This window comes from Bacteroidota bacterium (genome assembly GCA_016713925.1).
In the GTDB taxonomy this organism is placed as follows: Bacteria; Bacteroidota; Bacteroidia; order AKYH767-A; family OLB10; genus JAJTFW01.
The window spans coordinates 297,501-323,336 of the sequence record JADJOH010000007.1; the positions used below are offsets into that span (position 1 = coordinate 297,501).

Sequence of the window (25,836 nt, forward strand, 5' to 3'; positions counted from 1 at the left end):
CATGATTAAAAAGGGGTTTAACCTTTCCTTAAAGGGGGGGCTTTCTCTTGCATATATTAATCAACGAATTGATTCAGTGAAATCATCCCCTGATTTTTTAAGTCCATTTGTTACACTTAGAATCTCCTCCGGTGGATTGTCCCTTGTTTCAACAATCTCGACGGTGACAAGTGATGATGTGAATGATGGTGATTTCTCAGTAAATGCTATTGCTAATTTTGATTTGGGAAATGCATTAATTTCTTCGCTGCAGTTAACAACAGGAATTTCCGAAGTAGCACCTGAGGCTACCTCTTTATTCTATTCTTCAAATCATTTTAAATGGAGGAATGTTTTTAAAAAGGAAGAGTATACCTGGGTTAAATCCTCAGCTGCCTTCTTTAATAATCGGGTTCGATTGTATTCTAATTTCTATCAATTGAAAAATCCTGTGTATTTCAACGGTCTTGCATTACCTGCTCAATTGAATGCTTCCGTTGCTGTAATGGAAAGTGGATTTCAATGCGATTGGATCCTGAGGAAATGGAGAGTGCTGAGTAATGTGAGGTATTCAGGATCTTCAAAAAGCGTGATTCGTGTTCCTGAATTCGGATATTATCTGCGATTATCGTTCAGGGATCGTTTCTTCAAGAAAGCATTACTGGCTGAATTCGGAGCTTCTGTTTATTCGTTCTCCGATTGGTCCGGGTATGCATTTATGCCGGCAACCGGTGTAATGTATCTTCAACAAAATCAAAATGTGGGAGGCGCTCCTTCACTTGATGTTTTTATAAATGCAGATATAGGTCGGGCCACCCTCACTTTTTTGATGCAAAGAGTAAATGATCGGTTTTTCGGTGGGGAAAATTATATTGCCGCGGGTTATCCTGCCCCGCCAAGGACTTTTAAATTCGCATTAACATGGCGTTTATATAATTAGGCGTCAGTTTCTGTTCGTCCTAAATGGGAAGCAATTTAAGAGCTTTTTAGAAGCATTGGAATCAACTCTGCTAAACGTGCAGAATAACCGCTTTCGTTATCGTACCAACCTACAATCTTTACCATATGCCCATCATTGAGTACAGAAGTAAGTTGAGCATCAAAAATACAGCTGGCATCATTTCCAATGATGTCTGTTGAAACGATCGGGTCTTCTGTGTATTCAAGTATTCCCTTAAGTTTCTTTGAAGCGGCATCTTTGAATAATGCATTTATTTCTTCTACTGAGGTTTTTTTGGTGACAATACAGGTAATGTCGGTCATGGACCCGTCTATAACAGGTACGCGTATGCCCGCTCCACCAATTTTGCCTTTTAGATTTGGAAAAACTTCTGAAATGGCTTTCGCAGCCCCTGTTGATGTAGGAATAATGGATTGTGCTGCTGCTCTCGCCCTTCTTAGGTCTTTATGTGGTGCATCGTGCAGGTTTTGATCACCCGTGTAAGCGTGAATCGTGGTGATGTAAGCTGCTTCAATTCCATATGCACCATCAAGTAACTGAATCATGGGGGCGGCATTGTTAGTGGTGCAGGATGCATTGGACACTACTTTCTCTTTGCCATCCAGTGTCCCTTCATTGACTCCAATGACAATAGTTTTGACATCCCCTTTTGCCGGAGCAGAAATGATTACTTTTTTAGCACCGGCTTGAATATGCATTTCTGCTTTGGAAGCATCTGTAAAATGTCCTGTTGATTCAATCACTACATCGACATTAAGCGACTTCCAGGGAAGTTTGGAAGGGTCCTTTTCGGCATAGAGCGGAATGGATTTTCCATTAATGCGAATGGCTTGATCTTCGGCACTTATTTCTCCCGGAAATCGTCGGTGAATGGAGTCGTATTTTAATAGATGTGCGAGTGTAAGCGCGTCTGTAAGGTCATTTATGGCAACAAGTTCTATGTTTTGATGTGAAATAAGCTTGCGAAGTAGCGTCCTGCCTATTCGGCCAAAGCCATTAATTGCGATTCTGATCATTGCTAGTATGGATTGTTTTAAAAATTTATAAATTGATTTTCCAATTTGTTAATACTCAAAAGTAATAATTTATAACCCTTGATGGTCTCTTATCTGAATTTATTTTATTTTTAACGTAGATAGCAAGCTGTAATTGTATTTGCTAATGGGGAAATTGAGAAAAGATGAATTTTATTTTATTTTAACTTTTATTATAGTCAAAAAATGAATAATAATATTTTATCAGTTGAAGAACTAAAACCTTCTACTATTCCGATGATAGTTAAGTACTGGCTCGAATCTGACGCCAAATATCTCATGAGTCTGGGAGTTGATCTGAAGAAGTTGCCTTCCGGTGAAAAGCTTACCGGCATGCTCATGCAGCAGTTAGAATTGCCCTTGGCGTTAAAAAAGTCCTATTGTATCATATGGATGTTGAATGATAAACCGGTCGGACATTCTAATCTTAATCCGGTAACTTTTGGTGAAGAGGCATTTATGCACCTGCATTTATGGAACAGTGATGAAAGAAATAAAGGCCTTGGTATTGCATTTTTAAAATTAACCATACCAATTTTTTTTAGTGCTATGCAAATCAAAAAACTTTATTGTGAACCCTACGCATTAAATGATGCTCCAAATAAAATTTTAAATAAGTTCGGTTTCAACTTTGTTAAGGAATACATAACAACTCCGGGATCGTTGAATTTTGAACAGTCGGTTAAAAGATGGGAACTGAGTGCTGATGATTTTAAGTTTTTAAATAATACCTGAAAGCAGTCAGAAAGGTCTTCCCGGAAAGCGAATAACTATTTCAACCTGCCTGGTCCTTCCTCCCATATATTCATCTTTGATAAAATGAGAAAGGACCCCGTATGCGATTTTCCAGGTCTGTACTGATTCAAGTCCTTGAAGTCGAATTGAGTAATTTCAGGACACCCGCCCCTCACCCCATTCTCGTGAGTATTTAATACTTTTGAACGGAGAAGTACTTAGAGAAGTATTAACTGTCCTAATCCATTAGAAATTAATAGCATGAAGAATTTATTGCTTAGAGGAATTGCTTTTCTAAAGGGAGTAACCCTCTTGTTAAAGCCCCATCTTTATTTGGGGTGGTTGAGGTTCCCTACATTGATGTTTTCGAATGTGTTAAGTCTGAGTAAATGGATTTCTAACCAGAACAAAACAGGTATTTTAAATGATTTTTATTCACCAACCCGAGACTATTCAAAGCGATATAAACTCTACGAATATGTACTCGGGAAGTATAATCTAAAAAATGAAGCGGTGGATTATCTTGAATTCGGTGTCTGCGGTGGTTTTTCATTCAAGTGGTGGCTGGAAAACGCTCAAAATCCGGAAAGTCGCTTTTTTGGTTTTGATACTTTTGAAGGGTTACCGGAAAATTGGGGGACCTTCAAAAAAGGCGACATGTCTGCCGATATTCCTGTTACAGGGGACTCCAGAGCTGAATTCGTGAAAGGCCTGTTTCAGGAAAGTGTCCCTGTTTTCCTTGACAAGTATAATCTGAATAACGGTCGAAGAAAAATTATTCATTTGGATGCAGATTTATTTTCTTCTACTATTTATACATTGACACGTCTTGCCCCGTACCTAAAGAAAGGCGACATTCTGATATTTGATGAATTCAATGTGCCGAATCATGAGTTTTATGCATATAAAATATTTACAGAATCGTACTATGTGAAAACTAAACTCATTGCGGCTGTAAATAATTATTTTCAGGTAGCATTTGAAATGGAGTAGATTATAAAAGGGATGTAAATTTCCTTTTATGGTAAATTAAAAGTACGATTAAAAGGTACTTGTTGTAAAACAGTAGGAGAAGAGGGTAATGTAAATTGAAAACTAAAAAATTAAATAATTTATATTGCTGTTAATATGAGTAAAAGAGAGAGAAACAAAGGCGTTGAAAGTGATGATAGGGTTTCAAGTCAAGTACCATTATTGAATCCGGAGCATAATTTCATTTTAGGATCAGGATATGTTTGGTGGTTTGTAGGCGTCATTTTTGTTGCAGTTTTCTTTTTGATACTTAAAATGTTTACCCTGCATCCGTATGCAAGTGATGAGTTTATTTATATCTGTCAGGGAAAGTTTATAGCAGATGGCCTGATTCCGTATAAGGATTTCCCCATGGCTCATCCTCCATTGCAAGCGATTTTTGCAGCAACGCTTTTTAAGATGTTTGGTTATGATTTTGAAGGATTTCGTTTACTCGGAACGCTATGGTCATTGCTTGCCGGGGTGCTGCTTGCGATACTGGTAAAAAGGGAATATGGAAGAATAGCATCTGTTTTTTCTATGGGATTATTTCTCCTCGCTTATGAACCACTAAGAGCATCCATTCATTTTACCGGTGTGAATATGACGATTGCTTTGTTAATGGGTGCTTTGCTTTTGTTCAGAATGAACAAGTTGCTCCTCTGTGCATTGTTTTGTGTGTTGGCCGTTTATACCAGACTGTATGCCTTGCCCGCCGTCCTGGCGATAACGATCTCCTGCTATTTGAATAACCGTAATGATGCAGTTAAGTTTGTTAGCTACGGAGTAGGTTTGGGACTACTTCTTTTTATTGTCATTGGAATCTGGACCGGATTTGGAAATTTCATGAATGATGTCTTCCTTTTTCAGGCTCAGAAAACTGCGATGGGCGAAGATAAGTTGTCATTTATGCGTGATGCTGTACTCTTTCATAATGCAATTCCATTTTTCTTGTTTATTTTGGGTTCAGTTACCCTGTTTATTTTATTTTTTAAAAAACTCTCGTCTGCCAATTCCAATGCGAAAGGGAAGGGGAAGGCTGTAGCATCAGATAAAAAATATTTTTCGCTGCTTTGGCTTTCTGTAAGTTCCGTTGTCCTTATCCTCGGAATTCTGTTAAATATGAATCGTGTATGGATGTATTATTTTGTGTTGGCATTTCCGTTTGCTGCTATCACAGGAGGATGGATGGTCTCCAACTGGATACTGAATGTTAAATCGATTTTTAATTTTAAAGGCGGAAAAATCTTAACCCCGATTATCAGTCCCTTATGGCTTCGAATATCATTGTTGCTTTTTATTGGATTCTATTTGATCTCCCCCCGGTTTGAGAAAAGATTGGATTACTACAAGACAGCGATGCGCGATCCACTGAAAAGAACAGCTACCTATGAATGGCGGGATGGTTATTTGCCTGGTGTAGTCAATACAATGATTAAAACGCTTTTCTGGAAAGATGTACGTGTTATCGGGGAAAATTATTCATCATTTACTTTCTACCTATGGCATTGCAGCAGGGTAGTAGATGTTGTTTTTGAAGTTGCTGAGGAAGTAAAAAAGAGAGCGCAAGCCGGTGATACTATTTTTGGAGATTCAGGAACTGCTCCTCTCGTTTCACTTCTTACAAAACTAGGTATTTCGGGGAATGAAGTGGATACGAATATAGAACGGTACAGATCCGGAAATGCCGATCCGCGTGAATTGGTGAAAAGAATTGATGTGCCAACAACAAGGTTCCTGCTTCTTAGAGATAAGTTTGGTATTGCCGTACTTCCGGAAATTCAAAATATGGTGGGTAGAAATTATAAGGAAGTAAAATCGTTTAGAAGTAAAACGGGATTTACGTTACGCTTGTATGAACGCCTTCCTGCATAGGGATAAATACGAACTACGAAAAGCACGAAATGCGAAATACTAAATGTTGATATAATATTTTTACAAATCAAGCAAGAAGAAAGTGATTTCAAACTCCATTTTCAATGGGCATATTTATAATTGAACCGGTAAGTGCTTAATTGTTTTTTCAAAAGTGAGGATAGCTTTTTTAAAGAAATGAAGTGAAATGTTGAATCTAAAACATATGTTTCTCGGCATGATAAGAAGACCTTACTAAAGGTCCACTCTCCACATACCTAAACCATTTCTCTAAACCTATTTTTTTGTATTCAGCAAATTCATCAGGATGAATAAATGCAGCAACCGGGAGATGGGAGCGTGTGGGCTGTAAATATTGTCCTAAAGTTAAAATGGAAACACCGGATGCTAATAAGTCGTCCATTGTTTCAAGAACTTCGGAATACTTTTCTCCTAGTCCAAGCATTACCCCTGATTTGGTACGAACACCTGCACCACTAATGCGTTTCAATACTTCTAACGATCGATCATATTTAGCCTGAACGCGAACTTGCTTTGTTAAACGGCGCACGGTCTCCAGATTATGTGATATAATTTCCGGTGCAATATCGATAACGCGTTGAAGATTTTCCCACTTCCCCTGGAAGTCGGGGATTAATGTTTCAAGCGTAGTGCCGGGACTGATTTCTCGAATTGCCTTGATCGTTTCTACCCATATGAAAGAACCTCCATCTTTTAAATCGTCTCTGTCTACTGAAGTGATCACGCAATGTTTAACCTTCATTAATTTAACGGACTCCGCTACTCTTGTCGGCTCATCGCTATCAACGTTAAGAGGTCTTCCGGTGGCTACCGCGCAAAAGCCGCAGGATCTGGTGCAAATATTTCCAAGAATCATGAAGGTTGCTGTACCGGCTCCCCAGCACTCACCCATATTGGGACAATTGCCACTTGCACAAATAGTGTTTAATTTATGTTCACTTACAATTTCGCGTACCTTTCGGTATTCTTCACCAATCGGCAGCTTGACTTTTAGCCATTCCGGTTTCCTTGGTTTGTCAGAAATTGTTTGGATTAATGGAGAGGATTGTTCACTCATAATGCTTCTTCACGTGCTTTTTTCACCATTTACGGCCATACATGAGCGTTAGATAAAAGGATACAAAAATTTGTTTATTATCTGTAAACGCCATTATTGGAATTTCTTTTGGATATATATCTGCAATGATGCCGATTTCAAGGGCTTTAACATCTTCAAAGAAGGGTGCATATTCAAAATTGACTCCGGCTTTTACGTACCCTCCGGGTCGGAAAAATATTCGGTCGAGTCCCTCAGTAAAAGGAGCCCTGCCATAAATATTGTCAATAAAGTGCTCGTCGGGATTGTATCTCTCCGTTACTACCACAAATTCTCCAAATGTACCAGTCGGCTCCAGAATGTTGAGGAACACAGGCTTTAAAATTCCCAAAGAAAGTCCTCCGGAATAAACAGCTCTGATTTCAACACCATTTCGGTCACCTTTACTGAAAAAGGTTTTTTGCCTTCCTACTCCGGCGCGAAGAATATGAAACGAATTTTTCTTTCCAAATACATAAGATCTCGCATTGTCAAAAGCCTGATTCACGGATTTTATTTCTTTCGGATGTTTCATCCCAACAAAATCACCTTCGAACATTAATTTTTTATATCCGGTTAGATTTATTGACCTCCGAAATTGTACTCCCCAGCCACTGGTATGAAAATTAAGTCCTCCGGTAGCCTCATTCTTCATGAGTACCGGTTTTTCCTCAACAAATTCATTCGGGTTAGGTTGAGCAAAACTTACCCCAATGCCTAAAAGGCTAATCAATAAAACTAAATAAAAACCGATTAATTTCATTACAACAAATATACGATGATTTTAAGTTCAGGTTCCGTTGATTCTAATTATACACTAATTTTACTTCATGGCTACAATTGAAACCTATTATGAAGGCAGCTTAAGGACGATTGCAAAACATGTTGCTTCTGATGCTATAATTGTTACCGATGCCCCCGTGGATAATCATGGAAAAGGAGCAGCTTTTTCTCCAACTGATTTATTATCAGCATCTTTGGGAAGTTGCATGTTGACGGTAATGGGTATTGCATGTCAGACCCATGGGATCCATATGGATGGAACAAAAATGAATATAACAAAAATTATGGCTTCAAATCCTCGAAGGGTGTGTGAAATCCAAATTGACTTTAGTTTTCCTCATTTGACTTTTGATGACCACCAAAAGCTGATACTTGAGCGTGCAGCCAGAACTTGTCCCGTTGCATTGAGTTTGCATCCTGATATTAAACAAACAATTCGATTTGATTGGTAATGATGGAAGAAAAGAAAATTTTTATGCGGGAAGCCTTTAGGGTCGCTATTGAAGGAGTTGGAAAGGGGATAGGTGGCCCGTTTGGTGCAGTGGTTGTCAGGAATGGTGAGATTATTTCCAGGGGATGCAACAGCGTGCTTTCCACGAATGATCCTACTGCGCATGCGGAGGTGGTTGCTATACGTGAAGCATGTAGAAATCTGGGGAGTTTTCAGTTGAACGATTGTGAAATATACACTTCTTGTGAACCATGTCCAATGTGTATGGGGGCGATCTATTGGGCCAGACCTCTTAGAGTATATTTTGCTGCGAATAGATTTGATGCCGCCGCAGCGGGATTTGATGATTCATTTATTTACGATGAACTACTCCTGCCGGGTGAAGAAAGGAAAATACCTCTTCTCCCATTTTTGCGGGAAGAATCCGCAGCACTTTTTAAAGTGTGGAACGATTCCCCGTTAAAAAAGCAGTATTAATCAGATCGTCATTATTCATCCCTTGTTGTAAAGTGAATGAAATGTATTGCTGTTATTAAAAGAATTTGTTCTGTATTATTAATCAAATCGCAAAACACGAATCGGGTGTATTCCTGATACTATTTTTGCCGGTATAAGCATTACCAATGCCCCTGTTCCAATGACAATGCCATTGATAATTAACCATCCCGTAACTGAAAAATTAATAGGAACCTTAGATAGATAATACGATTCTTCCGGTAAGGTTAAAATTCCCGTTTTTACTTGAATCCATGCCAGACCAAGTGAAATAATATTTCCTATTAATAAGCCTTTTAACAAAATGTAAAATGCTACTGTGCCAAATATTTTTCCAATGAATTTGTCTGTAGCTCCAATTGCTTTTAGAATGCCTACCTCTCTGGTGTTTTCCATCACTAATACAAGTAACGTAGAAGTCATAGTGATTGCGGCCACTAGAGTAATTAGTCCAATGATGACAATCACGTTGAGATTTTGAAGTTCAAGCCAGTTGAAAAGTTGCGGGTATAATTCTTTCGTACTTTGAGTGTTTAATTCATACCCCGCTGCAGCGTATATTTTTTCGAATAGTAGTGTTTTATCAGCGTCTGCATTGGCAAATACTTCATAACCACCCGCCTCGCCTTTTTTCCAGTTATTTATTTGTTGGATTAAGCGTAAATCACACAACAAATACAAATTATCAAACTCTTCGCTCAACCCTGTATTGTATATACCTTTCACTTTTAACTTCCTGACTTTTTTATCCTCTTGAATAAAAAATAAAAGAAAGGAGTCGCCGGTTTTCAGGTTTAATTTTTTCGATATGTTTTCTGAGATGAGCACCTCTTTGGAATAACTACTATCCGGAAAATTTATCATTTCACCGGCAATAAGTTTTTCTTTAAAAAGACCGGGTTCAAAATCCTGATCTACCCCTTTTAGCACCACCCCTTGTATATCATTTTCAGATTTTAAAAGACCAGCTTTCAATGCGAAGGGCTGGATATGGCGTACACCATCTATTTTTTTAATTACTGAGATCTTATTTTCTTCTAATTTTACAGGGGCTTCTTCAAAAGAGGCATTATTATTGAAAGCACTGATTCTATAATCAGCAACGAATCCGGTAACCTTTCGGGTGATTTCATTCCTGAATCCGGTGACAACCATAATAGAGATCATCATGGCTACTGTTCCTAGAATAATACCTGTGATAGCAATGCGGATCACGGGCCTTGTGGTAGCCGAGCGGAGACCTTCCGAATGGATTAATCGATTAGAATAAAACTGAATGAGCCTGAAAGATTTCATTTTATTATACTTGCGTCTGAATTAAAGCGATGCTCCTATATGACTGTAAAGATATCAAATAAAAATAAATGGGTTTTTTGTTCAGAAAGCATGCTGTTGCAGGCATTCTTAGCTATATTCCTATTCCTGATGTCAAGTTTTGAACTCCATGCTGAACCCCTGACGAATGAAATTATTGTTGGTGCAGAACGAACAGAACAGTATATAACGCTACTGAAGAATAGGCGAGTGGCTGTCGTGGCCAACCCTGCAAGCAGAGTGAAAAATACACATTTAGTAGATACCTTGTTTTCATTGGGAGTGAATGTTAAAGCCGTTTTCGCGCCCGAACATGGCTTCCGTGGTGAGGCCGAGGCCGGAGAGCAGGTGTTGGGTGGAACGGATCCAAAAACAGGGGTTCGTGTTATTTCACTTTATGGTGATCATAAAAAACCTGATCAAAATGATATGGAAGGGATAGACATAGTCCTTTTTGATTTGCAGGATGTCGGAGTTCGGTTTTATACCTACATAAGCACCTTGCAATATATTATGGAGGCGTGTGCAGAATATCATGTTTCTTTAATTATCCTCGACCGGCCTAATCCCAACGCACACTATGTAGATGGTCCTGTATTGAAAAATGAGTTTAGGTCATTTGTTGGTATGCAAAATATTCCTGTAGTTTATGGTATGACTATTGCAGAGTATGCATTGATGTTAAATGGTGAAAAGTGGTTAAGCAATGGAGTGACTTGTAATCTGCAAGTCGTGAAATTATTAAATTGGGATCACAGTAAAGATTATCATTTACCTGTTGCGCCCTCACCTAATTTACCTAACGTTGCGTCAATACGATTATATCCATCTCTGTGTTTCTTTGAAGGTACTTCTGTAAGCCTTGGCCGTGGTACTGACCTTCCTTTTCAAAGTTATGGTTTTCCGGAGAACAAGATTGGGGATTATACCTTCATCCCAAAAAGTATTAAGGGTAAAGCGAAGCAGCCGTTGTATGAGAATATTGTTTGCAAAGGAAACAACGTTTCAGTCTGGGCAGCCAACAACCGACCTGATAAGATACATCTGCAATGGTTGCTGGAAACGTGGAGCGTTTATCCAAAGAAGGAAAATTACTTTAATTCGTTTTTTAACAAACTTGCCGGTAACTCAGAATTAAGAAAGCAAATAGAAGACGGATGGTCTGAAGAAAAAATAAGAGCATCCTGGGAAAAAGATATTGCGGACTTCAGAATGATCAGAATGAAATATCTGTTGTATCCGTAAAATGAAAAAGCACCCTCGTGAAAGGGCGCCTTTTCATTTTTGTTTGGTTCTTTATTTTATTGTACGCTAAATCTGAAATTGCTGCGTTGTGTTCCTTGCTGCAGAATTAATAGATAAGCTCCTTTTGCAAATCCTTGTACCGGTATTTCTTCCACATTTTCGCCGGTGAATGAATTTCGTACTTCCTGTATTAATTCACGACCCGCCATATCACAAACTTTTACCGTATAGTCCTCGTTTTTATCAGTGATGAATGAATAGAAGAGGATGTCATTTACAGGGTTCGGATACCCATTCAGGAAGAAGGGGTTTGATGCATCTTCACGTGTGGTAATATTTGTAGTGTTAAATAGTACCGGGGATGTCCAGGCACCGGCTGTTCCGCCACATCTGCCTCTGACTTCAACACTATAGGTTGAGCCGGGTTTAAGACCTCTTAATTCATATGAACCGCTTTGACCGGTTGCATTGAAGTATGTGTTATGTTCTACTCCTGTATTTATTCGTGTGTAACGGATGCGAATAGTATCCATGGAGTTGATATTACTCCATACAATTCTTGCAGTTGATGCAGTAATATTGGTTGCACTCACATTTCCCATAAACCCACAAGTGTCAAGTGTCTTGAAGAATTGAGTTTGGGAATAGGGGCTAGTGAAGCCACTACAAGTACTGTTCACTTGCCATTCGTAATTCGTATTTGTTAACAGATTTATAAGTTGAATACCGGTTGAATTCATACTTCCTTGAATATTTCGGAAGAAGTAAGTACTTGTTCCAACGGGTCTGTAGCGAACCATGAATGAATCTGCTGTAGTCGTATACCATCTTACTGTGGCACGTTGCGTAGTAATGCTTTCACTCCGGAGATGTTGTGGTGTTGAACCGCAGAACAAGGGAGTCCCTAATGTTTTGAAACTGGAAGTTGTACTCATATAAGATCCGGAGATACATAAGTTTTCTAATGTCCAGTTGTATGTTGTGCCCGGAATCAAGTTGTTGATTCTCCAGCTTGAAATACTACCACCAACTTCTTTCACCATTATATTCGATGTACCCGGTATCCAGTAGCGGATAATAAATCGCTCACCGGTTATAGCAGGATTCCAACCAAGCATTGCAGTAGTATCACTGATATTGTAGGAGGTCAACATGTTCGGAGTGATACAGGTTCTTGGAGTAACGGATCCTGTCAGTATTGATGTTGCTCCTGAAGTACAGCCAAATGCATTTGTTGCCGTCACGCTCATTAATTTAGGTTGGATGACATTAATGGTTGCTGCATTTGCTCCACTTGACCAACGATAGGATACTGCTGATGGCTCATATGCATTCAACTGAAATGCAGTATTTGGTATGTAAGTGATAGAAATCGAAGGGTCCATTGGTTTTGGATGAACTCGCAAAGTCACCGAGTCGGTAGTGAGTACATTGCCATTATTATCCCTTGAGTATACATAGTAGGTGCCGGCTTGATTTGCGGAAATAGTAGCCGTTGTTTGGCCACCCGGGGCCCATAAGTAGTTTGTTCCACCATTTGCAGTTAATCCAACTGCTCCTCCAACGCAAAAACTCGTGCTTCCAATTACCTGAATAAGTACGGGGCTTGGTGTATTAACCTGGCTGATGGTAACCGCACTGCTCGTTGCTGTACAACCTGCCGCATTGGTTACTCTTACTGAATAATTTCCCGGAGTCGAAACTGTGATAGAAGCTGTTGTTTGTCCACCAGGCTGCCATAAATAGGAGCTCGCATTTGAAGCGGTAAGAATAGTGCTTTGACCAATATTCAATGTAGTAGGACCGTTAACGGTAATGGCAGGAGTAGGCAATGCTGCCACGCTTACGTTCACCGGGTTTGAAGCTGAGGTGCATCCGTTAGAGTTGGCAACAACAACACTATAGGTCCCGCTGGAGGATACTGTAATACTTGGTGAGGTAAGACCATTCGACCAGGTAAATGAAGCACCTGTACTTGCAGTGAGTGTGACATTTCCTCCTTGACAGAAAGTCAGAGGTCCGCTGCTTGTTACAGTTGCAGGTATTGCTGAAGTGACAGAAACATTTACTGGCGCAGATACAGCGGTACAACCATTGCCTGTATTTACAGAAACAGAATAAGATCCGCTTTGTGAAACGGTGATGGACTGAGTGGTTTGTCCATTCGACCAGTTATAAGCATTGCCTGAAGATGCAGTTAATGTTACATTTCCGCCCTGACAAAAGTTTGTCGGGCCGCTATTTGAGATCGTTGCCGGTGTACTTGCATTTACTGTTACAGCCACAGGTGCAGATACTGCAGCACATCCTGTACCTGTGTTTACAGAAACGGAATAGGAACCACTTTGCGAAACAGTAATGGCTTGTGTTGTTTGACCATTAGACCAGGTATAGGAATTGCCTGCAGATGCTGTAAGCGTAACAGAACCACCCTGACAGAATGTAGTAGGACCGGAAGTGTTTACAGTAGCAACTACAGTTCCGCAAGCGGGTTGATTCGGATTCAAATTTGTACTGGCATTTGTGGTAAGAAGAACTTTGTCAATCTCAATGTTCGAAGAGCTGGCAGTAAGAGATAAAAGGTATTGTTGGCTTGCGAGACTGGTAAATTTAATATTTTGTCCGCTGCAAGCATCAACACTGTACCACTTCCATTGTGTATCTGTAATACAGCCGATACTTTTAGAAGCCTGTCCATTCACACCTACACTTATGCCACCACCGGTACTGTTCTTGCTGCGGGCACGAACCCAGAAGTAATAGGTGGGCTGATTACGTGGATTAAACGAGTATTGCAGAACGGTAGGAGTAGCAGAGGTGAATGTAATATAAGAAGTATAGTTGGTATAGTCGTTTGCCGGTGTTCCAGCGGGTACTTCAGTGGCAATTTTCGCAGATGAAGAAGAGTTGTCAGCAAGTTCAGCCTCCAATTCAAAATCCTTACTCCATCTTTCAGGATGTTCATATTGATGCCATTTGTCTAATTGATAAAACACTTTTGCTGATGGGTTGGTTGCATCGTATATATATACGGAGCCCTGTCTTCTGAATTCTATTTTGATGGAATCATTACCTAATTTGAACTTCGCGAAGCTTGAATTTGGCGCATTGCCTATTGTATTGGCATCCACCATTTGAGCAGCTGTAATCACATATTTATTTGCACCATTTAATTTGCGTACCGCCACAAGTTTTCTTGCATCACCGGTATAAAAGAGGTATTTAGGATTATTTGGCTGTAATGTAGTAGTAGTAAGGAAATATCTTGGTACATCACCTTCCAGCAAAGTTCCATTACGTAAAAATTCTTCATAGCGGGAAACAATTCCTTGAGTATAAACCGGCATTACTGTTTGCCATCCCCAGTTTTTGGCATCAGGAAAAGGCGTTGAAAGATTGAAAAATCCGGTATAGAAGAATTCCGATCCCCAGGCTGCAAGTACTTTAAGGCAGGCAAGATATTGAGCAGGACGTGGGTTTTGTGTTTCATCAGCATTCCAACCGGCACAAACAAAAGGTGACATTAAACTATCGCCGGCTTTCTCTTCAAAGTATTTGCAATCTGCAAACCAACCAAGTCCATGCCATGCTCCTGCCCATGCCTTCCAGTTATCCGGCCAACGTAAATAGAAATCACCTGTTGAATAGTGATGACCATTGATCTTGGATTGAATCGCTTTACCCCTTGGCCATACCGGGCGATAATCCGATTGCCCGTCAAGTCCGTAGAATGTGTATGCAGTACTTGGACTGATAGACATAAATTGATCACGATAAAGACTTACTTGTTGTGCATATTTGCGACCGCGATAATCATTTATTGATTCTGTAGTTTTACTTGCAGGATATCCTAAATTCAGATAATCGGCCTTAACTACAGGATCATTATCAATAACTTTTCCATTAAGACTCATTAAGTACATCGCCTCTCCGTTATCATTCATGATATCGAGAGGTCTTCCTAATGCATTTAATAAAGTTTGAAAATAGGGCTTCAAATAACTGCCATCTGAAATGAGTGTAGAGTTAGGGGCAGTAGGCGAAAAGTATTTAACCCCACTTACTACGTTTCCACCCATGTCAAGGTATTGACCGCTGGAGTTTCTTACATAATTATCCGGCGTTAGATTTTGACTGGTGATAAGTGGAGTTTGATTCATCAAACATATTGCGGAAGTTTTATAAGAAGGATTTCTTTTTGCAATGGCTGCAAATACTCCCGGTGTAGACGTAACAGTGTCGGCATATGAGCTGGCTGTTCCATAGGAATCAATCTTCCCGTTAATCATATAATAGTAATTCCAGTTTTTGTAGAATTCCTCATTATTGACTTTCGCTGTAGCTACCATTTGAGTGCGAGATACTCCGGGTTGCTGCCAACCGGAGAAATATTCAATATCGAACCAAATGAAATTTCGATTCAGGGTGTGCCCGGGTTTCAGTCGAGGCAACGGATACGATTGTAACTGTTGCGTTGCTGATAACGTCCCGGTGGCGAACTCCATCGGATCCGTTTGAGCGTTGGTTAATCCCACTACACCCAGTAATGAAATCAATAGTAGTAATTTTTTCATTGCTGTTTTTTTTTGTTTTTGGCACGAGCTTTGTGCTGCTGTTGTCGATTTGTTATTTTTAATGCAGGCAAGATATTCGCATGCGGAAAGGTTTGCTGACCTTTCTGTATGTAATCTTGTTTTTGAAAGATTTATTAAAAAAATGAACCGGGAATTGCATGAAAAATTGAATTCTCCCCCTATAATTGAAAATAGGTTGAATTTAATTTAGAAATCCGATGGGATTCAGATGTAAGGAAATCTTGTTAAATTTATTTTTATTGAAAATTGGCAGTGTAAACATTTCAAAATTGATAATCTTCGTCAAATTAAAAAGCCCCGCAAAATGCGGGGCTTTTTAGTAAAACTCTTATTCTTTGATTAATTCAAACTACTTCATTTGCTGTTTGATCTACAGATTTTATGTAATTCTGTTAATTTTAATTCAGAGATAATTCTAAGTGAATTATTTCGTCGAAACCAATTTGATTCGCTTGGTTGCTTCCGGAGTAATAATTTCTGCCATATAGATACCATTTGAAAGGTGAGTTGTGGCATAATCAATTCTTGTTTCCCCCTCACTCACCATTGATTTCTCAAGGATAACATCAATTAATTTTCCGGTGGCATCAAACAATCGGATAGATACTTCTGATGCTTGAGCAAGTTCAAAAGCAAAAGTTGTGTTATTACTGAACGGATTCGGATAGGCGATGAACATCGGCTCTCCTGCAAGTACTTCACCTTCTCTGCAAGGTACAGTTACATTAAATGAATTGGAATAGGTGCTGCACAGTCCCAGGTAGGCTCGCAATTTATAAACTCCCGCTGATGATGCTGTATAATAATTTCTGGTTCCCCAATACGCTAAATTGTTATTCTTATACCAGATATAGAAGGTGGCGTTCGAGTTAGTGACATTAAAGGTTACGTTACCACCCTGACAGAAATTTAATGGACCGTTTGGTGTAACTGTGAATGTTGGCGATGGTCTGACTGTTACCGTAGTTGCCGAGGATGTGGCAAAACAGCCTCCTGATTGAGTAACCCTCACCGTGTAATTTCCACCTGTTGTTGCAGAAATTGATTGAGTCGTCGCTCCATTTGACCATAGGTAAGCAGTTCCTGAACTTGCATTTAATGTTACACTTCCACCTTGACAGAATGTTAATGATCCACCTGCATTAATTGTTGGAGTTGGTGCATTCCCTGTGCCAATAGTGATTGTTGTTGCTGCTGAAGTTGCTGAACAACCACCGGTTTGAGAAACACGTACGGTGTAATTACCTGCCGCAGTCACATTGATGGAATTTGTTGTCGCACCATTGGACCACAGGTAAGCCGTGCCGCTGCTTGCAGTTAATGTTACACTGCCACCTGAACAAAAAGATGTCGGTCCGTTAGCAGAAATTGTTGGAGTAGGGGCAGAACCGATAGTAATCGTAGTCGCGCCAGAGGTAGCTGAACAACCACCACTTTGCGTAACTCTTACAGTATAACTTCCGGCGGAAGAAACAGTGATAGCATTTGTTGTAGCACCATTGGACCATAAGTAGGCAGTGCCGGTGCTGGCTGTTAATGTTACATTGCCTCCTGAACAGAAGGTGGTAGGTCCGCTTGCTGATATTGTTGGAGTGGTTGCGGATCCAATCGAAACTGTGGTTATAGCAGACGTTGCAGAACAACCACCACTTTGCGTAACTCTTACAGTATAATTTCCGGGGGAAGAAACAGTGATAGCATTTGTTGTAGCACCATTGGACCATAAGTAGGCAGTGCCGGTGCTGGCTGTTAATGTTACATTGCCTCCTGAACAGAAGGTGGTAGGTCCGCTTGCTGATATTGTTGGAGTGGTTGCAGCTCCAATGGACACAGTAGTAATTGCAGACGTTGCAGAACAACCACCGCTTTGAGTAACTCGAACACTATAGTTACCGGCAGAAGATGTGGTAATGGAATTTGTTGTAGCTCCATTAGACCATAAATAAGCTGTTCCGGTACTTGCTGTCAAAGTAACATTACCACCGGTGCATAATGTAGTTGGGCCGCTTGCAGAAATGGTAGGGGTAGGTGCACTTCCTATCGTAACTGCAGTAACTGCTGAGGTTGCAGAACATCCATTGGATTGAGTAACTCTCACTGTATAATTGCCCGCAGTGCTCGCGGTAATAGCATTTGTAGTCGCGCCGTTAGACCAAAGATATGCAGTTCCTGAACTGGCCGTTAACACTACACTTCCTCCGGCACACAGAGTAGTAGAACCATTTGCGCTTATCGTTGGAGTAGGAGCGGAGCCCACTGTCACACTTGTTACTGCAGATGCGGAGGTGCAACCATTACTTTGAGTTACTATAACTTTATAGTTTCCTGAAGTATTTACTGTTATGGTTTGAGCAGTTGAACCTGTAGACCATACATAAGCAGTTCCGGTATTAGCAGTCAAAGTAACACTACCTCCACTGCAAAGCGATGTAGATCCGCTGGCCGTAATGATTGAAGGCGTTACTGCAGCCACCGTAACTGTAGTTATAGGTGAAGTAGCTGAGCCGGCACCTGAATTTACAGTTACGGTATAGTTGCCCGAAGTAGAAACAGTAATAGATTGTGTTGTTGCTCCATTCGACCATGCATAAGAAGTGCCTGAATTTGCAGTCAATGTAACTGATCCTCCGGTACAAAAAGTAGTGGCTCCGCTTGGTGTAATTGTTGCGCTTGCAGATGCAGAACATGGGGTAGCAAAAGGAGATTGAATATTACCTGAGTTTTGAGTGATGATTATCTGATCAATTTCAAGTGTTGCATTTGTAGGTGTGATGGTGATTTTATGATTACCAGGTGTTAAGCTATTGTAAGTAATTTGCTGTCCGGTAGATCCATCATAGCGATACCATGTCCATGTATTTCCTTTAACACAAGGAACAGTATTCGTTTGGCCATTGTCAAGTTTCACAGAAAATCCACTGGTTCCACCGTTAGCACTTCTTGCACGAACCCATACATAATGATTCACGCCGCTTGTACCTCTTGGATTGATATTGTATTCAACACCATTTAAGTTGGTGAAAGAAAGGAATGAAGTGAAGTTGGAATAATCATTTGCGGCGGTTCCTGCAGGCACTTCTGTCTTTATGCTGAATCCATTAGGAGTATTATCAAATACTTCAGCTTCCAGCACGAAATCTTTTGACCATCTTTCAGGATGCTCATACTGATGCCAGCGATCTAATTGATAAAATACTTTTGCAGAAGTATTACTTGCATCATAAATATAAACTGAACCTTGTCTTCTGAATTCTAATTTTATGGAATCATTTCCTAATTTAAATTTCCCATAACTGACCATTGGAGCATTACCTACAGTATTTGCATCTACCATTTGTGCAGCTGTAATGACATATTTATTTGCGCCATTTAGTTTTCGTACAGCAACAAGTTGTCTGCTGTCACCGGTATAAAACAGATATTTCGGATTATCCGGTTGTAAGGTGGTGTTCGTTAAGAAGTATCTTGGAACATCTCCCTCTAATAGAACTCCATGTTTAAGGTAGTTTTCCCATCTGGATGTGACCGCCTGAGCATATACCGGCATTACCGTTTGCCATCCCCAGTTTTTTGAATCCTGGAAAGGTGTGGAGAGAGAGAAATAGGCAGGGTAGAAGAATTCGGATCCCCATGCAGAAAGAATTTTCAATAAGGAAAGATATTGTGCAGGTCTTACATTTTGGGTTTCATCTGCATTCCATCCGGCTGTACAAAATGGCGACATTAAGCTATCTCCCTGTTGCAATTCAAAATATTTGCAATCAGCAAACCATCCCAGTCCATGCCATGCACCGGCCCATGCTTTCCAGTTATTTGGCCATCTTACATATAGATCACCGGTTGGATAATATCTTCCATTGATCTTTGATTGAATAAATTTACTTTTTGACCATACCGGACGATAATCCGATTGACCATCTAATCCATAATATGTGTAAGCAGTTTGTGGACTAGCAGACATAAACTCGTTGCGATAAAGCTGCATAAACTGAGTGTACTTTTGTCCACGATAGTTATTGATAGAAGTGGCAGTTTTGGTAGCGGGAAATCCAAGTGCATTGTAGTCGGCAAGAACAGTTGGGTCATTGTTCACTACACCGCCGTTAAGGCTGATAAGACGCAAAGATTCTCCATTGTCATTTAATACGTCAAGTGGTCGTCCCAATGCATTCACTAAATTACTTAAATAGTTTTTTAGATACGCACCATCCTGTTGTAATAAAGCACCGGGAGCTGCAGGCGAAAAATATTTACCGGAAGTAATTACATTTCCGCTCAGATCCAGATATTGACCACTTGAGTTTCTGATGTAGTTACTTGGAGCAAGGTTTGCACTGTTTACATTTCCTGGAATCTGATTCATCAAACAGATTGCAGATGTTTTTATAGAGGGGTCTCTTTTAGCAACATTAACAAATGCGCCCGGTAGTGATTGAATGGTGTCAATATAATCATACGGGTTGCCATAAGAGGTAATATTCGGACTAATAACATAGTAATAGTTCCAGTTCTTATAAAATTCCATATTGTTTGTCTTCGCATCAATTACCATTTGAGGACGAAGAACACCGGTTTGACCCCAACGTGAAAAATAGGCGATATCGAACCAGTTAAAATTGCGGTTCATGGTATGACCCGGCTGGAAACGTGGAAGCGGATATGAGAAAAGTTGCTGTTGAGCAGTAAGGTTTCCGGTGGCATATTCCAGCGGATCCGTTTGAGCATTCACTAATCCCACCGTGCTAAGAATGGAGATTATCAGGAGCAGTTTTTTCATTTTTTGGTTTGTGTTTTTAGGGACTGACTCAATATTTTGGTTTGTGTTTGATTCTCAGTTATTTCGGTTTGGGCAATAGAATTCCCCTCCCGGATAGGGTAATTTTTTGAAATAATAAAATTGGTATTGGTTTTACTCTGTGTTGGCCAAATGTATCAATAAAGATGTAACAACAAGCATCTTGACGATTGCAATATCATAATCAATTGATATTCAGTCAAAAAAAAATCATATTGTCAATAAAAAAACTCTATTGACCAAGAAAAAAATGATATTCGCCATCATTTTGCAAACGTTCGCCCATATCAAAAGGGGGTGTTCGCCATCAAAATCCGGCTATTCGCTTTATAAAAAGTAAAATTTGACCTACAAATTGAAGCCATTCACCATGAAAAATTGTATTTTCACTAAAGCAATAGGATGAAAACAGGTCGATTAACGGCCTTTAACTGCCTTCGTAGTTCTAAATCGGTTGATCAGGTAGGAGAGGATGATAAGTGTCATGTTTATAAAATTACGTTCAAGTTCCCCTCTTTGTTTTGGCGCTGGCCATTAGGGCTGCCTGCGGAAACTTTGTAAACATATGTACCCATTGGGACCTTTTGACCTCCATATGTTCCATCCCAACGCTCATTACTATTTGAAGTTTCAAATATCAATTGCCCCCATCGGTTAAAGATTTGCATTCGGAAGTCCTTTATGGCTTCTCCTGCAACTCCAAAAGTATCGTTGAGGCCATCACCATTTGGAGTGAAGGTGTTTGGAATATAAAGACTCATAGCTGGAATTATTTCCACTTCATTAGAAATACTAAATACCAATGGTTGTCCCGTTTTATAAGCAATGACTCGATATTTACGACTTAAGGAAACCTGTGCATCAGAGCTTTTGGTGACGCAGAGCATTAGAAATAGCAGTACAAAGCTTTTCATGCATATATAATGATTTGATTGTTGCATATCCGGTAATTTGATGGATGCAAACTATCACCATTTCATTTCGACAGTTACTCATAATCTTGCATTGACACACTTATGTAAGGTTTTACCTATTGATGATAGTCGCTGTATACCACAAATGTGACCTGTAAACGAAAATTTAATGGAGCATTAATTCCCTTTTACCCTTCGATTAGGTAGTAAGAAATAAGCCGATATTTGAAGAGAATGTCAGGAACAAGGTGCTTGTCAAGTCCAAATTCAGTCGAAAAGTCTCATTTCGTATTCTTTGATATATTTGATGTGTGGATGAATTAATTCTAAAAAATGAAAAGTATGTTTGCTCCTAAATTTGCGGTTGCTGTTGGATTGCTAATCGTCTTTGGTTTTAAATCTGAACGGGTAAATGCTCAGGAAGTTTTGGTGAATCAACTGGCTGACTGGTTATCCGGTTCTTTTAATAGTAAAGAACAGTCATTAAAGGACACTTCGTATTATCATATAAATCTGGAAATAGTACGGATATGGCCGGAAAGGCTGGATGGGATATGGTTATATGTAGAACAGGCAATGGCTGAAAATATGGAAAAACCCTATCGGCAAAGGGCTTACAGACTCACCCAAACGGAAAAAAATACCTTTGAAAGTGCGATTTACACTTTCAATGATCCTGTGAGATTTGCCGGTCATCCTGAGCTGATCAATAAACTTCCAATTGACAGTATTAATAAAAAAGAGGGCTGTTCGGTTTTTTTATCCTGGAATATCGAGGAGAACTCCTTTATCGGTAAAACCGGTGAACGCACTTGCCCCAGCGAATTGCGGGGGCGAGCTATGCAACATCTGAAGTGAAGCTCAAAGAAAACATGCTGCCTAGTTGGGATCGAGGGTTTAATGACGACGGAGTTCAGGTTTGGGGCGCTGAAAGGGGAGGTTATATATTTCTTAAACAGAAAAAATAATTTTCAACAGGTGCCTTGAATTTTAATTTTACCACTATATTTGATTTTAAATCAGATACAATGAAAGTTATAATTCTTTTTATGATTATGAGTTGAAATTCCGGAATCGGTTATTATAAAGGGCTGTATACTTGTACGGCCCTTTTCTATTGTTGAAAGTAAACCTCTAAACCCAATGGTTATGCATACTAAACAACAACTCAATGAAATGAAAAATGAACACGATCAATGGCAGGATCGTATTCGTTTCTACAAAGATGAAATTTCTCATTTTAATAATCATCTTGGACGATTATCCTTATCAAGAAAAAGTGTGGACCTGATGGCCTCAGTAGAGCATTTTCAAAATCAGTTTATTCGACAAAAGGAAGTGTTGGATATCATCAGGCATGATTTTAAACAACATGAAAACCTCATAGAAGCTCTGGAAGGCGGAAATGCTGCAGAACCAAATGATGGGATACAAAGAATACATTCTATTCAGCGTGATAAGCTCGATCAATTCGAGCATATCTTTCATGAATTAAGGAATGACTTTAATGTTTTCCTTAATAAGGCAGACTAAAACGGGCGTTAGAAAATAGAAATCATAGCAATTGCTATTAGCAAAAGGACAAATTCTTCTGCTACAAAAAGTATTTGCTGTTTTCTGTCGGTTGTGGAATTTGACATGGTTAACTTAAGGCTTTTTCATGTCCAAGGTAATTGCTTTAAAAAATATTGTTGAAACTATTTCGATGAAAAACTTTCAAAAATATTACATTTTGAAATCGTGTAAGTCAATTCTTCTTTCACAAAAAGAAATCTCATCCTCTATGTTATTGGAGCAAATGATGATAGTCTTTTGGGAGGTATGTTCATTGATTAAATTTTTATACCAAGCGACACCTTTTTTATCCAGGTTTGAAAGAGGTTCATCTAAAAGCAGAACGGGGACATCACTTAATACAGCCAGCGCGAGTTTGATCCGCTGTTTCATTCCAGAAGAGAAGTGTTTTATGGGTTTGTTTCTGCTTTCATCCAGTTCAATGATTGAAATGAGTTCCTTTTCATTCATAGAATGCAGAAAAGGTTTGAAGGAAGAGTAAAAGGAAATCAATTCATGCATATTGTATTCTTCATGCAAATCTAGGTACGGTGCGGCAAGACTTATTTTTTTATACCAGTCATCTGATTTTATTTCCACATTATCGTAGAAATACTGTAGGGTGCCTTCGTTTAATGTTTGAAACCCACTTATAGTCTGAAGCAATGTTGATTTTCCGGATCCATTAAAACCTGTGATGGCTATCTTTTCAAAGGGGGCAATTTTGAAATTCAGATTTCGGAATATCCATTGATGGAGAAATTTTTTTCCGGCGGATTTTAACTGAATTGTTATCAAGTGCTATTTGTATTAATCAGCCTTCATCAAATTTGTATACGGCCCACGAATAATACCTTTGTCAGAAGACCGGATAAAATCAAGGATTAAATTTCTATGGTCTGATGAACTAAATTCTTCTTCAACAACAGCTATGGCTTTCGAAATGGTATGGCCTTTTTGATAAATCGTTCTGTAAATATCCTGAATTTCTTCTATCACTTGTTTACTGAAGCCTCTTCTACTTAAACCAACAGCGTTTATTCCTGCATAACTTAACGGCTCGCGTGCAGCTTTAACAAAGGGTGGAACATTTTTTCTTACTCCGGTTTGACCTCCGATAAAACTATGTGGACCAATAAACATAAACTGTGATACACCTACATAGCCTTCAAGGATAGCCCAATCATAAATGGTTACGTGCCCGGCAAGATTTACGGAATTGGCAAGTATCACATGATTTCCGATGATGCAATCATGTGCAATGTGTACATAAGCCATTAACAGGCAATGCTGACCTACTTCCGTACGACCCATTGCAGCAGTGCCTCTGTTTATGGTCACACATTCCCGAATGATAGAGTGATCGCCTATAACGGCGGTTGTCTCTTCTCCTTTGAATTTAAGATCTTGAGGAATGGCGGAAATAACAGCACCGGGAAATATTTTGACGTTGTTACCAATTCGTGCCCCATCATACACGGTTACATTAGATCCAATCCAGGTATTGTCTCCAATTACCACATCACCATGTATACAGGAAAACGGATCTATTTTAACGTTTTCACCTATTTGTGCTCTGGGGTCAATAAAGGCTAGTGGAGTTGACATCAGCTTTTTTTAACAATTTGTGCCATCATTTCTGCTTCCATTACAACTTTGTCACCTACAATTGCTGAACCTTTCATATGGCAGATCCCTCTTCTGATTGGTGTTACAAGTTTCAGATCAAAAATAACTGTATCACCGGGGCTTACTTTTTGTTTGAATCTCGCATCCGATATTTTCATAAAATAAGTCCAGTAATTTTCAGGATCCGGAACAGTGTTTAAGACTAAAATTCCGCCGGTTTGTGCCATAGCTTCAATAAGCAGTACCCCCGGCATAACCGGATTGTTCGGGAAATGCCCTTGAAAAAACCATTCGTTCATGGTGACATTCTTAACGCCCACCACACGCTCATGGTCAAGTTCAATAATTTTATCAATGAGTAAGAATGGAAATCGATGAGGCAGCATGGCTGTGATTTTTGCTATATCACATACCGGTGTAACATTCAAATCATATTTGCGGATTTTAACCCGGTCGCGTTTTATTACCTCTTTTATTTTCCTGGCAAATTCAACATTGGCGGCATGTCCGGGTCTTGCTGCTAGAATATGACATTGAATAGGCATACCAACAAGAGCGAAATCACCAACAATATCAAGTAGCTTATGACGGGCAGGTTCATTTTGAAAATGCAACTGAACATTGTTTAATATCCCCTTTTCTTTAACCTGTACACTTGGTTTATTGAACAATCGGGCCAGATCATCCAGTTTATCCTGACTAATCTCCTTGTCAACTACAACAATGGCATTGTTGAGATCGCCACCTTTTATTAAATCATGTTTTACGAGAGCTTCTAATTCATGTAAAAAGCAAAACGTTCGACACGTAGAAAAATCTTTTTGAAATTCATTTATCTTATGCAATTGTGCATGCTGCGTTCCTAATACAGGACTATTGTAATCCACCATCACCGTAATCCGATAGTCCGGGCTGGGTACGGCGAGCATTTCTACATTTCTGGCAGGTTCTTCATAAGAAAGCACCTCTTCGAGTACATAGACCTCACGATCTGCATTTTGCTCTACAATTCCGGCTTGCAGCAAAGCGTCGATAAATGGAGCAGAGCTTCCGTCGAGAATCGGAACTTCAGGTCCGTCAACTTCAATAAGGGCATTATCAATTTCAAGTCCTACAAGTGCAGCCAGGGCATGTTCGGTAGTACTGATTTTTGCGCCATGTTGTTGAAGTGTTGTTCCACGAGAGGTATCAGAAACATTATCAGCATCTACTTCAATTTCCGGTGCGCCTTCCAGATCAATCCTTTTAAATTTATACCAATGGTTTTCCGGGGCGGGTTTAAAAGTGAGATTTACTTTCACTCCGGTATGAAGACCAACTCCGGAAACGGTAACAGGATTTTTAATCGTTCTTTGTTTTTGTATCATTAC

Annotated in this window: 20 protein-coding genes (1 of these 20 cut by a window edge); 10 read left to right on the forward strand and 10 right to left on the reverse strand. The window is 39.6% G+C overall.

Translation table 11 applies throughout. From position 1 onward, the window contains the following. Nucleotides 1-919 carry the 3' portion of a hypothetical protein gene (locus tag IPJ86_09250; protein ID MBK7887466.1) on the forward strand. It extends 872 nt beyond the left edge of the window, so only the last 919 of its 1,791 coding nucleotides appear in the window; its start codon lies beyond the left edge, outside the window; it ends in the stop codon at nt 917-919. A gap of 35 nt (nt 920-954) precedes the next feature. On the opposite strand, the gene gap is transcribed toward IPJ86_09250, so the two are convergent. Further along, nucleotides 955-1,956: a type I glyceraldehyde-3-phosphate dehydrogenase gene (gene gap / locus IPJ86_09255; GenBank protein MBK7887467.1), complete on the reverse strand. Its 1,002-nt coding sequence runs from the start codon at nt 1,954-1,956 to the stop codon at nt 955-957. Between the two features lie 204 nt (nt 1,957-2,160). Between gap and IPJ86_09260 the strand changes: the two genes are divergently transcribed. The 3 genes from IPJ86_09260 (at nt 2,161) to IPJ86_09270 (ending at nt 5,595) form a co-directional block, all read left to right on the forward strand. Further along, the gene (locus IPJ86_09260) at nt 2,161-2,709 is read left to right on the forward strand and encodes a GNAT family N-acetyltransferase (protein MBK7887468.1); all 549 of its coding nucleotides are present in this window, start codon (nt 2,161-2,163) and stop codon (nt 2,707-2,709) included. 261 nt (nt 2,710-2,970) lie between these two features. Then, entirely contained in the window at nt 2,971-3,702 is a 732-nt protein-coding gene (locus IPJ86_09265; protein MBK7887469.1) for a class I SAM-dependent methyltransferase, read from the forward strand. A 135-nt stretch (nt 3,703-3,837) separates the two neighbouring features. Further along, nucleotides 3,838-5,595 carry a hypothetical protein gene (locus tag IPJ86_09270; protein MBK7887470.1) on the forward strand — a complete coding sequence of 586 codons (1,758 nt, stop codon included), beginning with the start codon at nt 3,838-3,840 and terminating at the stop codon, nt 5,593-5,595. 196 nt (nt 5,596-5,791) lie between these two features. On the opposite strand, the gene lipA is transcribed toward IPJ86_09270, so the two are convergent. Together lipA and IPJ86_09280 are read right to left on the reverse strand one after the other, a co-directional pair. Next, entirely contained in the window at nt 5,792-6,673 is an 882-nt protein-coding gene (gene lipA, locus IPJ86_09275; protein MBK7887471.1) for a lipoyl synthase, read from the reverse strand. Nucleotides 6,674-6,695: 22 nt separating this feature from the next. Beyond that, nucleotides 6,696-7,454, reverse strand: a complete 759-nt coding sequence (locus IPJ86_09280) for a hypothetical protein (GenBank protein ID MBK7887472.1) — start codon at nt 7,452-7,454, stop codon at nt 6,696-6,698. Between the two features lie 67 nt (nt 7,455-7,521). Here IPJ86_09280 and IPJ86_09285 point away from each other — a divergent pair, with 67 nt between their 5' ends. Both IPJ86_09285 and IPJ86_09290 read left to right on the forward strand, forming a co-directional pair. Next, a complete protein-coding gene (locus tag IPJ86_09285) occupies nt 7,522-7,926 on the forward strand; it encodes an OsmC family protein (protein MBK7887473.1) in 405 nt (134 codons plus the stop codon). Continuing rightward, nucleotides 7,926-8,402, forward strand: coding sequence for a nucleoside deaminase (locus tag IPJ86_09290; GenBank protein ID MBK7887474.1), 477 nt, complete (start codon nt 7,926-7,928; stop codon nt 8,400-8,402). Before IPJ86_09285 ends, IPJ86_09290 begins: the two co-directional genes overlap by 1 nt. 78 nt (nt 8,403-8,480) lie before the next feature. Here IPJ86_09290 and IPJ86_09295 read toward each other — a convergent pair whose 3' ends face one another. Further along, on the reverse strand, nt 8,481-9,716 hold the full coding sequence (locus IPJ86_09295; GenBank protein ID MBK7887475.1) for an ABC transporter permease: 1,236 nt from the start codon (nt 9,714-9,716) through the stop codon (nt 8,481-8,483). A 90-nt stretch (nt 9,717-9,806) separates the two neighbouring features. Between IPJ86_09295 and IPJ86_09300 the strand changes: the two genes are divergently transcribed. Then, complete coding sequence (locus IPJ86_09300) at nt 9,807-10,979, forward strand: DUF1343 domain-containing protein (GenBank protein ID MBK7887476.1); 1,173 nt, start codon at nt 9,807-9,809, stop codon at nt 10,977-10,979. A gap of 56 nt (nt 10,980-11,035) precedes the next feature. Here IPJ86_09300 and IPJ86_09305 read toward each other — a convergent pair whose 3' ends face one another. The 3 genes from IPJ86_09305 to IPJ86_09315 form a co-directional block, all read right to left on the reverse strand. Then, the gene (locus IPJ86_09305) at nt 11,036-15,553 is read right to left on the reverse strand and encodes a fibronectin type III domain-containing protein (GenBank protein MBK7887477.1); all 4,518 of its coding nucleotides are present in this window, start codon (nt 15,551-15,553) and stop codon (nt 11,036-11,038) included. A gap of 445 nt (nt 15,554-15,998) precedes the next feature. Further along, on the reverse strand, nt 15,999-20,351 hold the full coding sequence (locus IPJ86_09310) for a T9SS type A sorting domain-containing protein (GenBank protein MBK7887478.1): 4,353 nt from the start codon (nt 20,349-20,351) through the stop codon (nt 15,999-16,001). Between the two features lie 506 nt (nt 20,352-20,857). Then, a complete protein-coding gene (locus tag IPJ86_09315) occupies nt 20,858-21,310 on the reverse strand; it encodes a gliding motility-associated C-terminal domain-containing protein (GenBank protein MBK7887479.1) in 453 nt (150 codons plus the stop codon). 306 nt (nt 21,311-21,616) lie between these two features. Here IPJ86_09315 and IPJ86_09320 point away from each other — a divergent pair, with 306 nt between their 5' ends. The 3 genes from IPJ86_09320 to IPJ86_09330 all read left to right on the forward strand — a co-directional run bounded on the left by IPJ86_09320 (nt 21,617) and on the right by IPJ86_09330 (nt 22,816). Further along, nucleotides 21,617-22,141 (forward strand): chromophore lyase CpcT/CpeT, encoded by a 525-nt coding sequence (locus IPJ86_09320; GenBank protein MBK7887480.1) that lies wholly within the window; start codon nt 21,617-21,619, stop codon nt 22,139-22,141. Next, nucleotides 22,138-22,251: a hypothetical protein gene (locus tag IPJ86_09325; protein ID MBK7887481.1), complete on the forward strand. Its 114-nt coding sequence runs from the start codon at nt 22,138-22,140 to the stop codon at nt 22,249-22,251. Before IPJ86_09320 ends, IPJ86_09325 begins: the two co-directional genes overlap by 4 nt. A gap of 181 nt (nt 22,252-22,432) precedes the next feature. After that, the gene (locus IPJ86_09330; protein ID MBK7887482.1) at nt 22,433-22,816 is read left to right on the forward strand and encodes a hypothetical protein; all 384 of its coding nucleotides are present in this window, start codon (nt 22,433-22,435) and stop codon (nt 22,814-22,816) included. Nucleotides 22,817-23,008: 192 nt separating this feature from the next. Here IPJ86_09330 and IPJ86_09335 read toward each other — a convergent pair whose 3' ends face one another. From IPJ86_09335 to IPJ86_09345, 3 genes are read right to left on the reverse strand one after another with little or no spacing between them, the layout of a single operon-like run. Then, nucleotides 23,009-23,635 (reverse strand): ATP-binding cassette domain-containing protein, encoded by a 627-nt coding sequence (locus IPJ86_09335; protein MBK7887483.1) that lies wholly within the window; start codon nt 23,633-23,635, stop codon nt 23,009-23,011. 12 nt (nt 23,636-23,647) lie between these two features. Then, nucleotides 23,648-24,445: an acyl-ACP--UDP-N-acetylglucosamine O-acyltransferase gene (gene lpxA / locus IPJ86_09340; GenBank protein ID MBK7887484.1), complete on the reverse strand. Its 798-nt coding sequence runs from the start codon at nt 24,443-24,445 to the stop codon at nt 23,648-23,650. Beyond that, a complete protein-coding gene (locus tag IPJ86_09345) occupies nt 24,445-25,833 on the reverse strand; it encodes a bifunctional UDP-3-O-[3-hydroxymyristoyl] N-acetylglucosamine deacetylase/3-hydroxyacyl-ACP dehydratase (protein MBK7887485.1) in 1,389 nt (462 codons plus the stop codon). Before IPJ86_09345 ends, lpxA begins: the two co-directional genes overlap by 1 nt. Between the last annotated feature and the right edge of the window lie 3 nt (nt 25,834-25,836).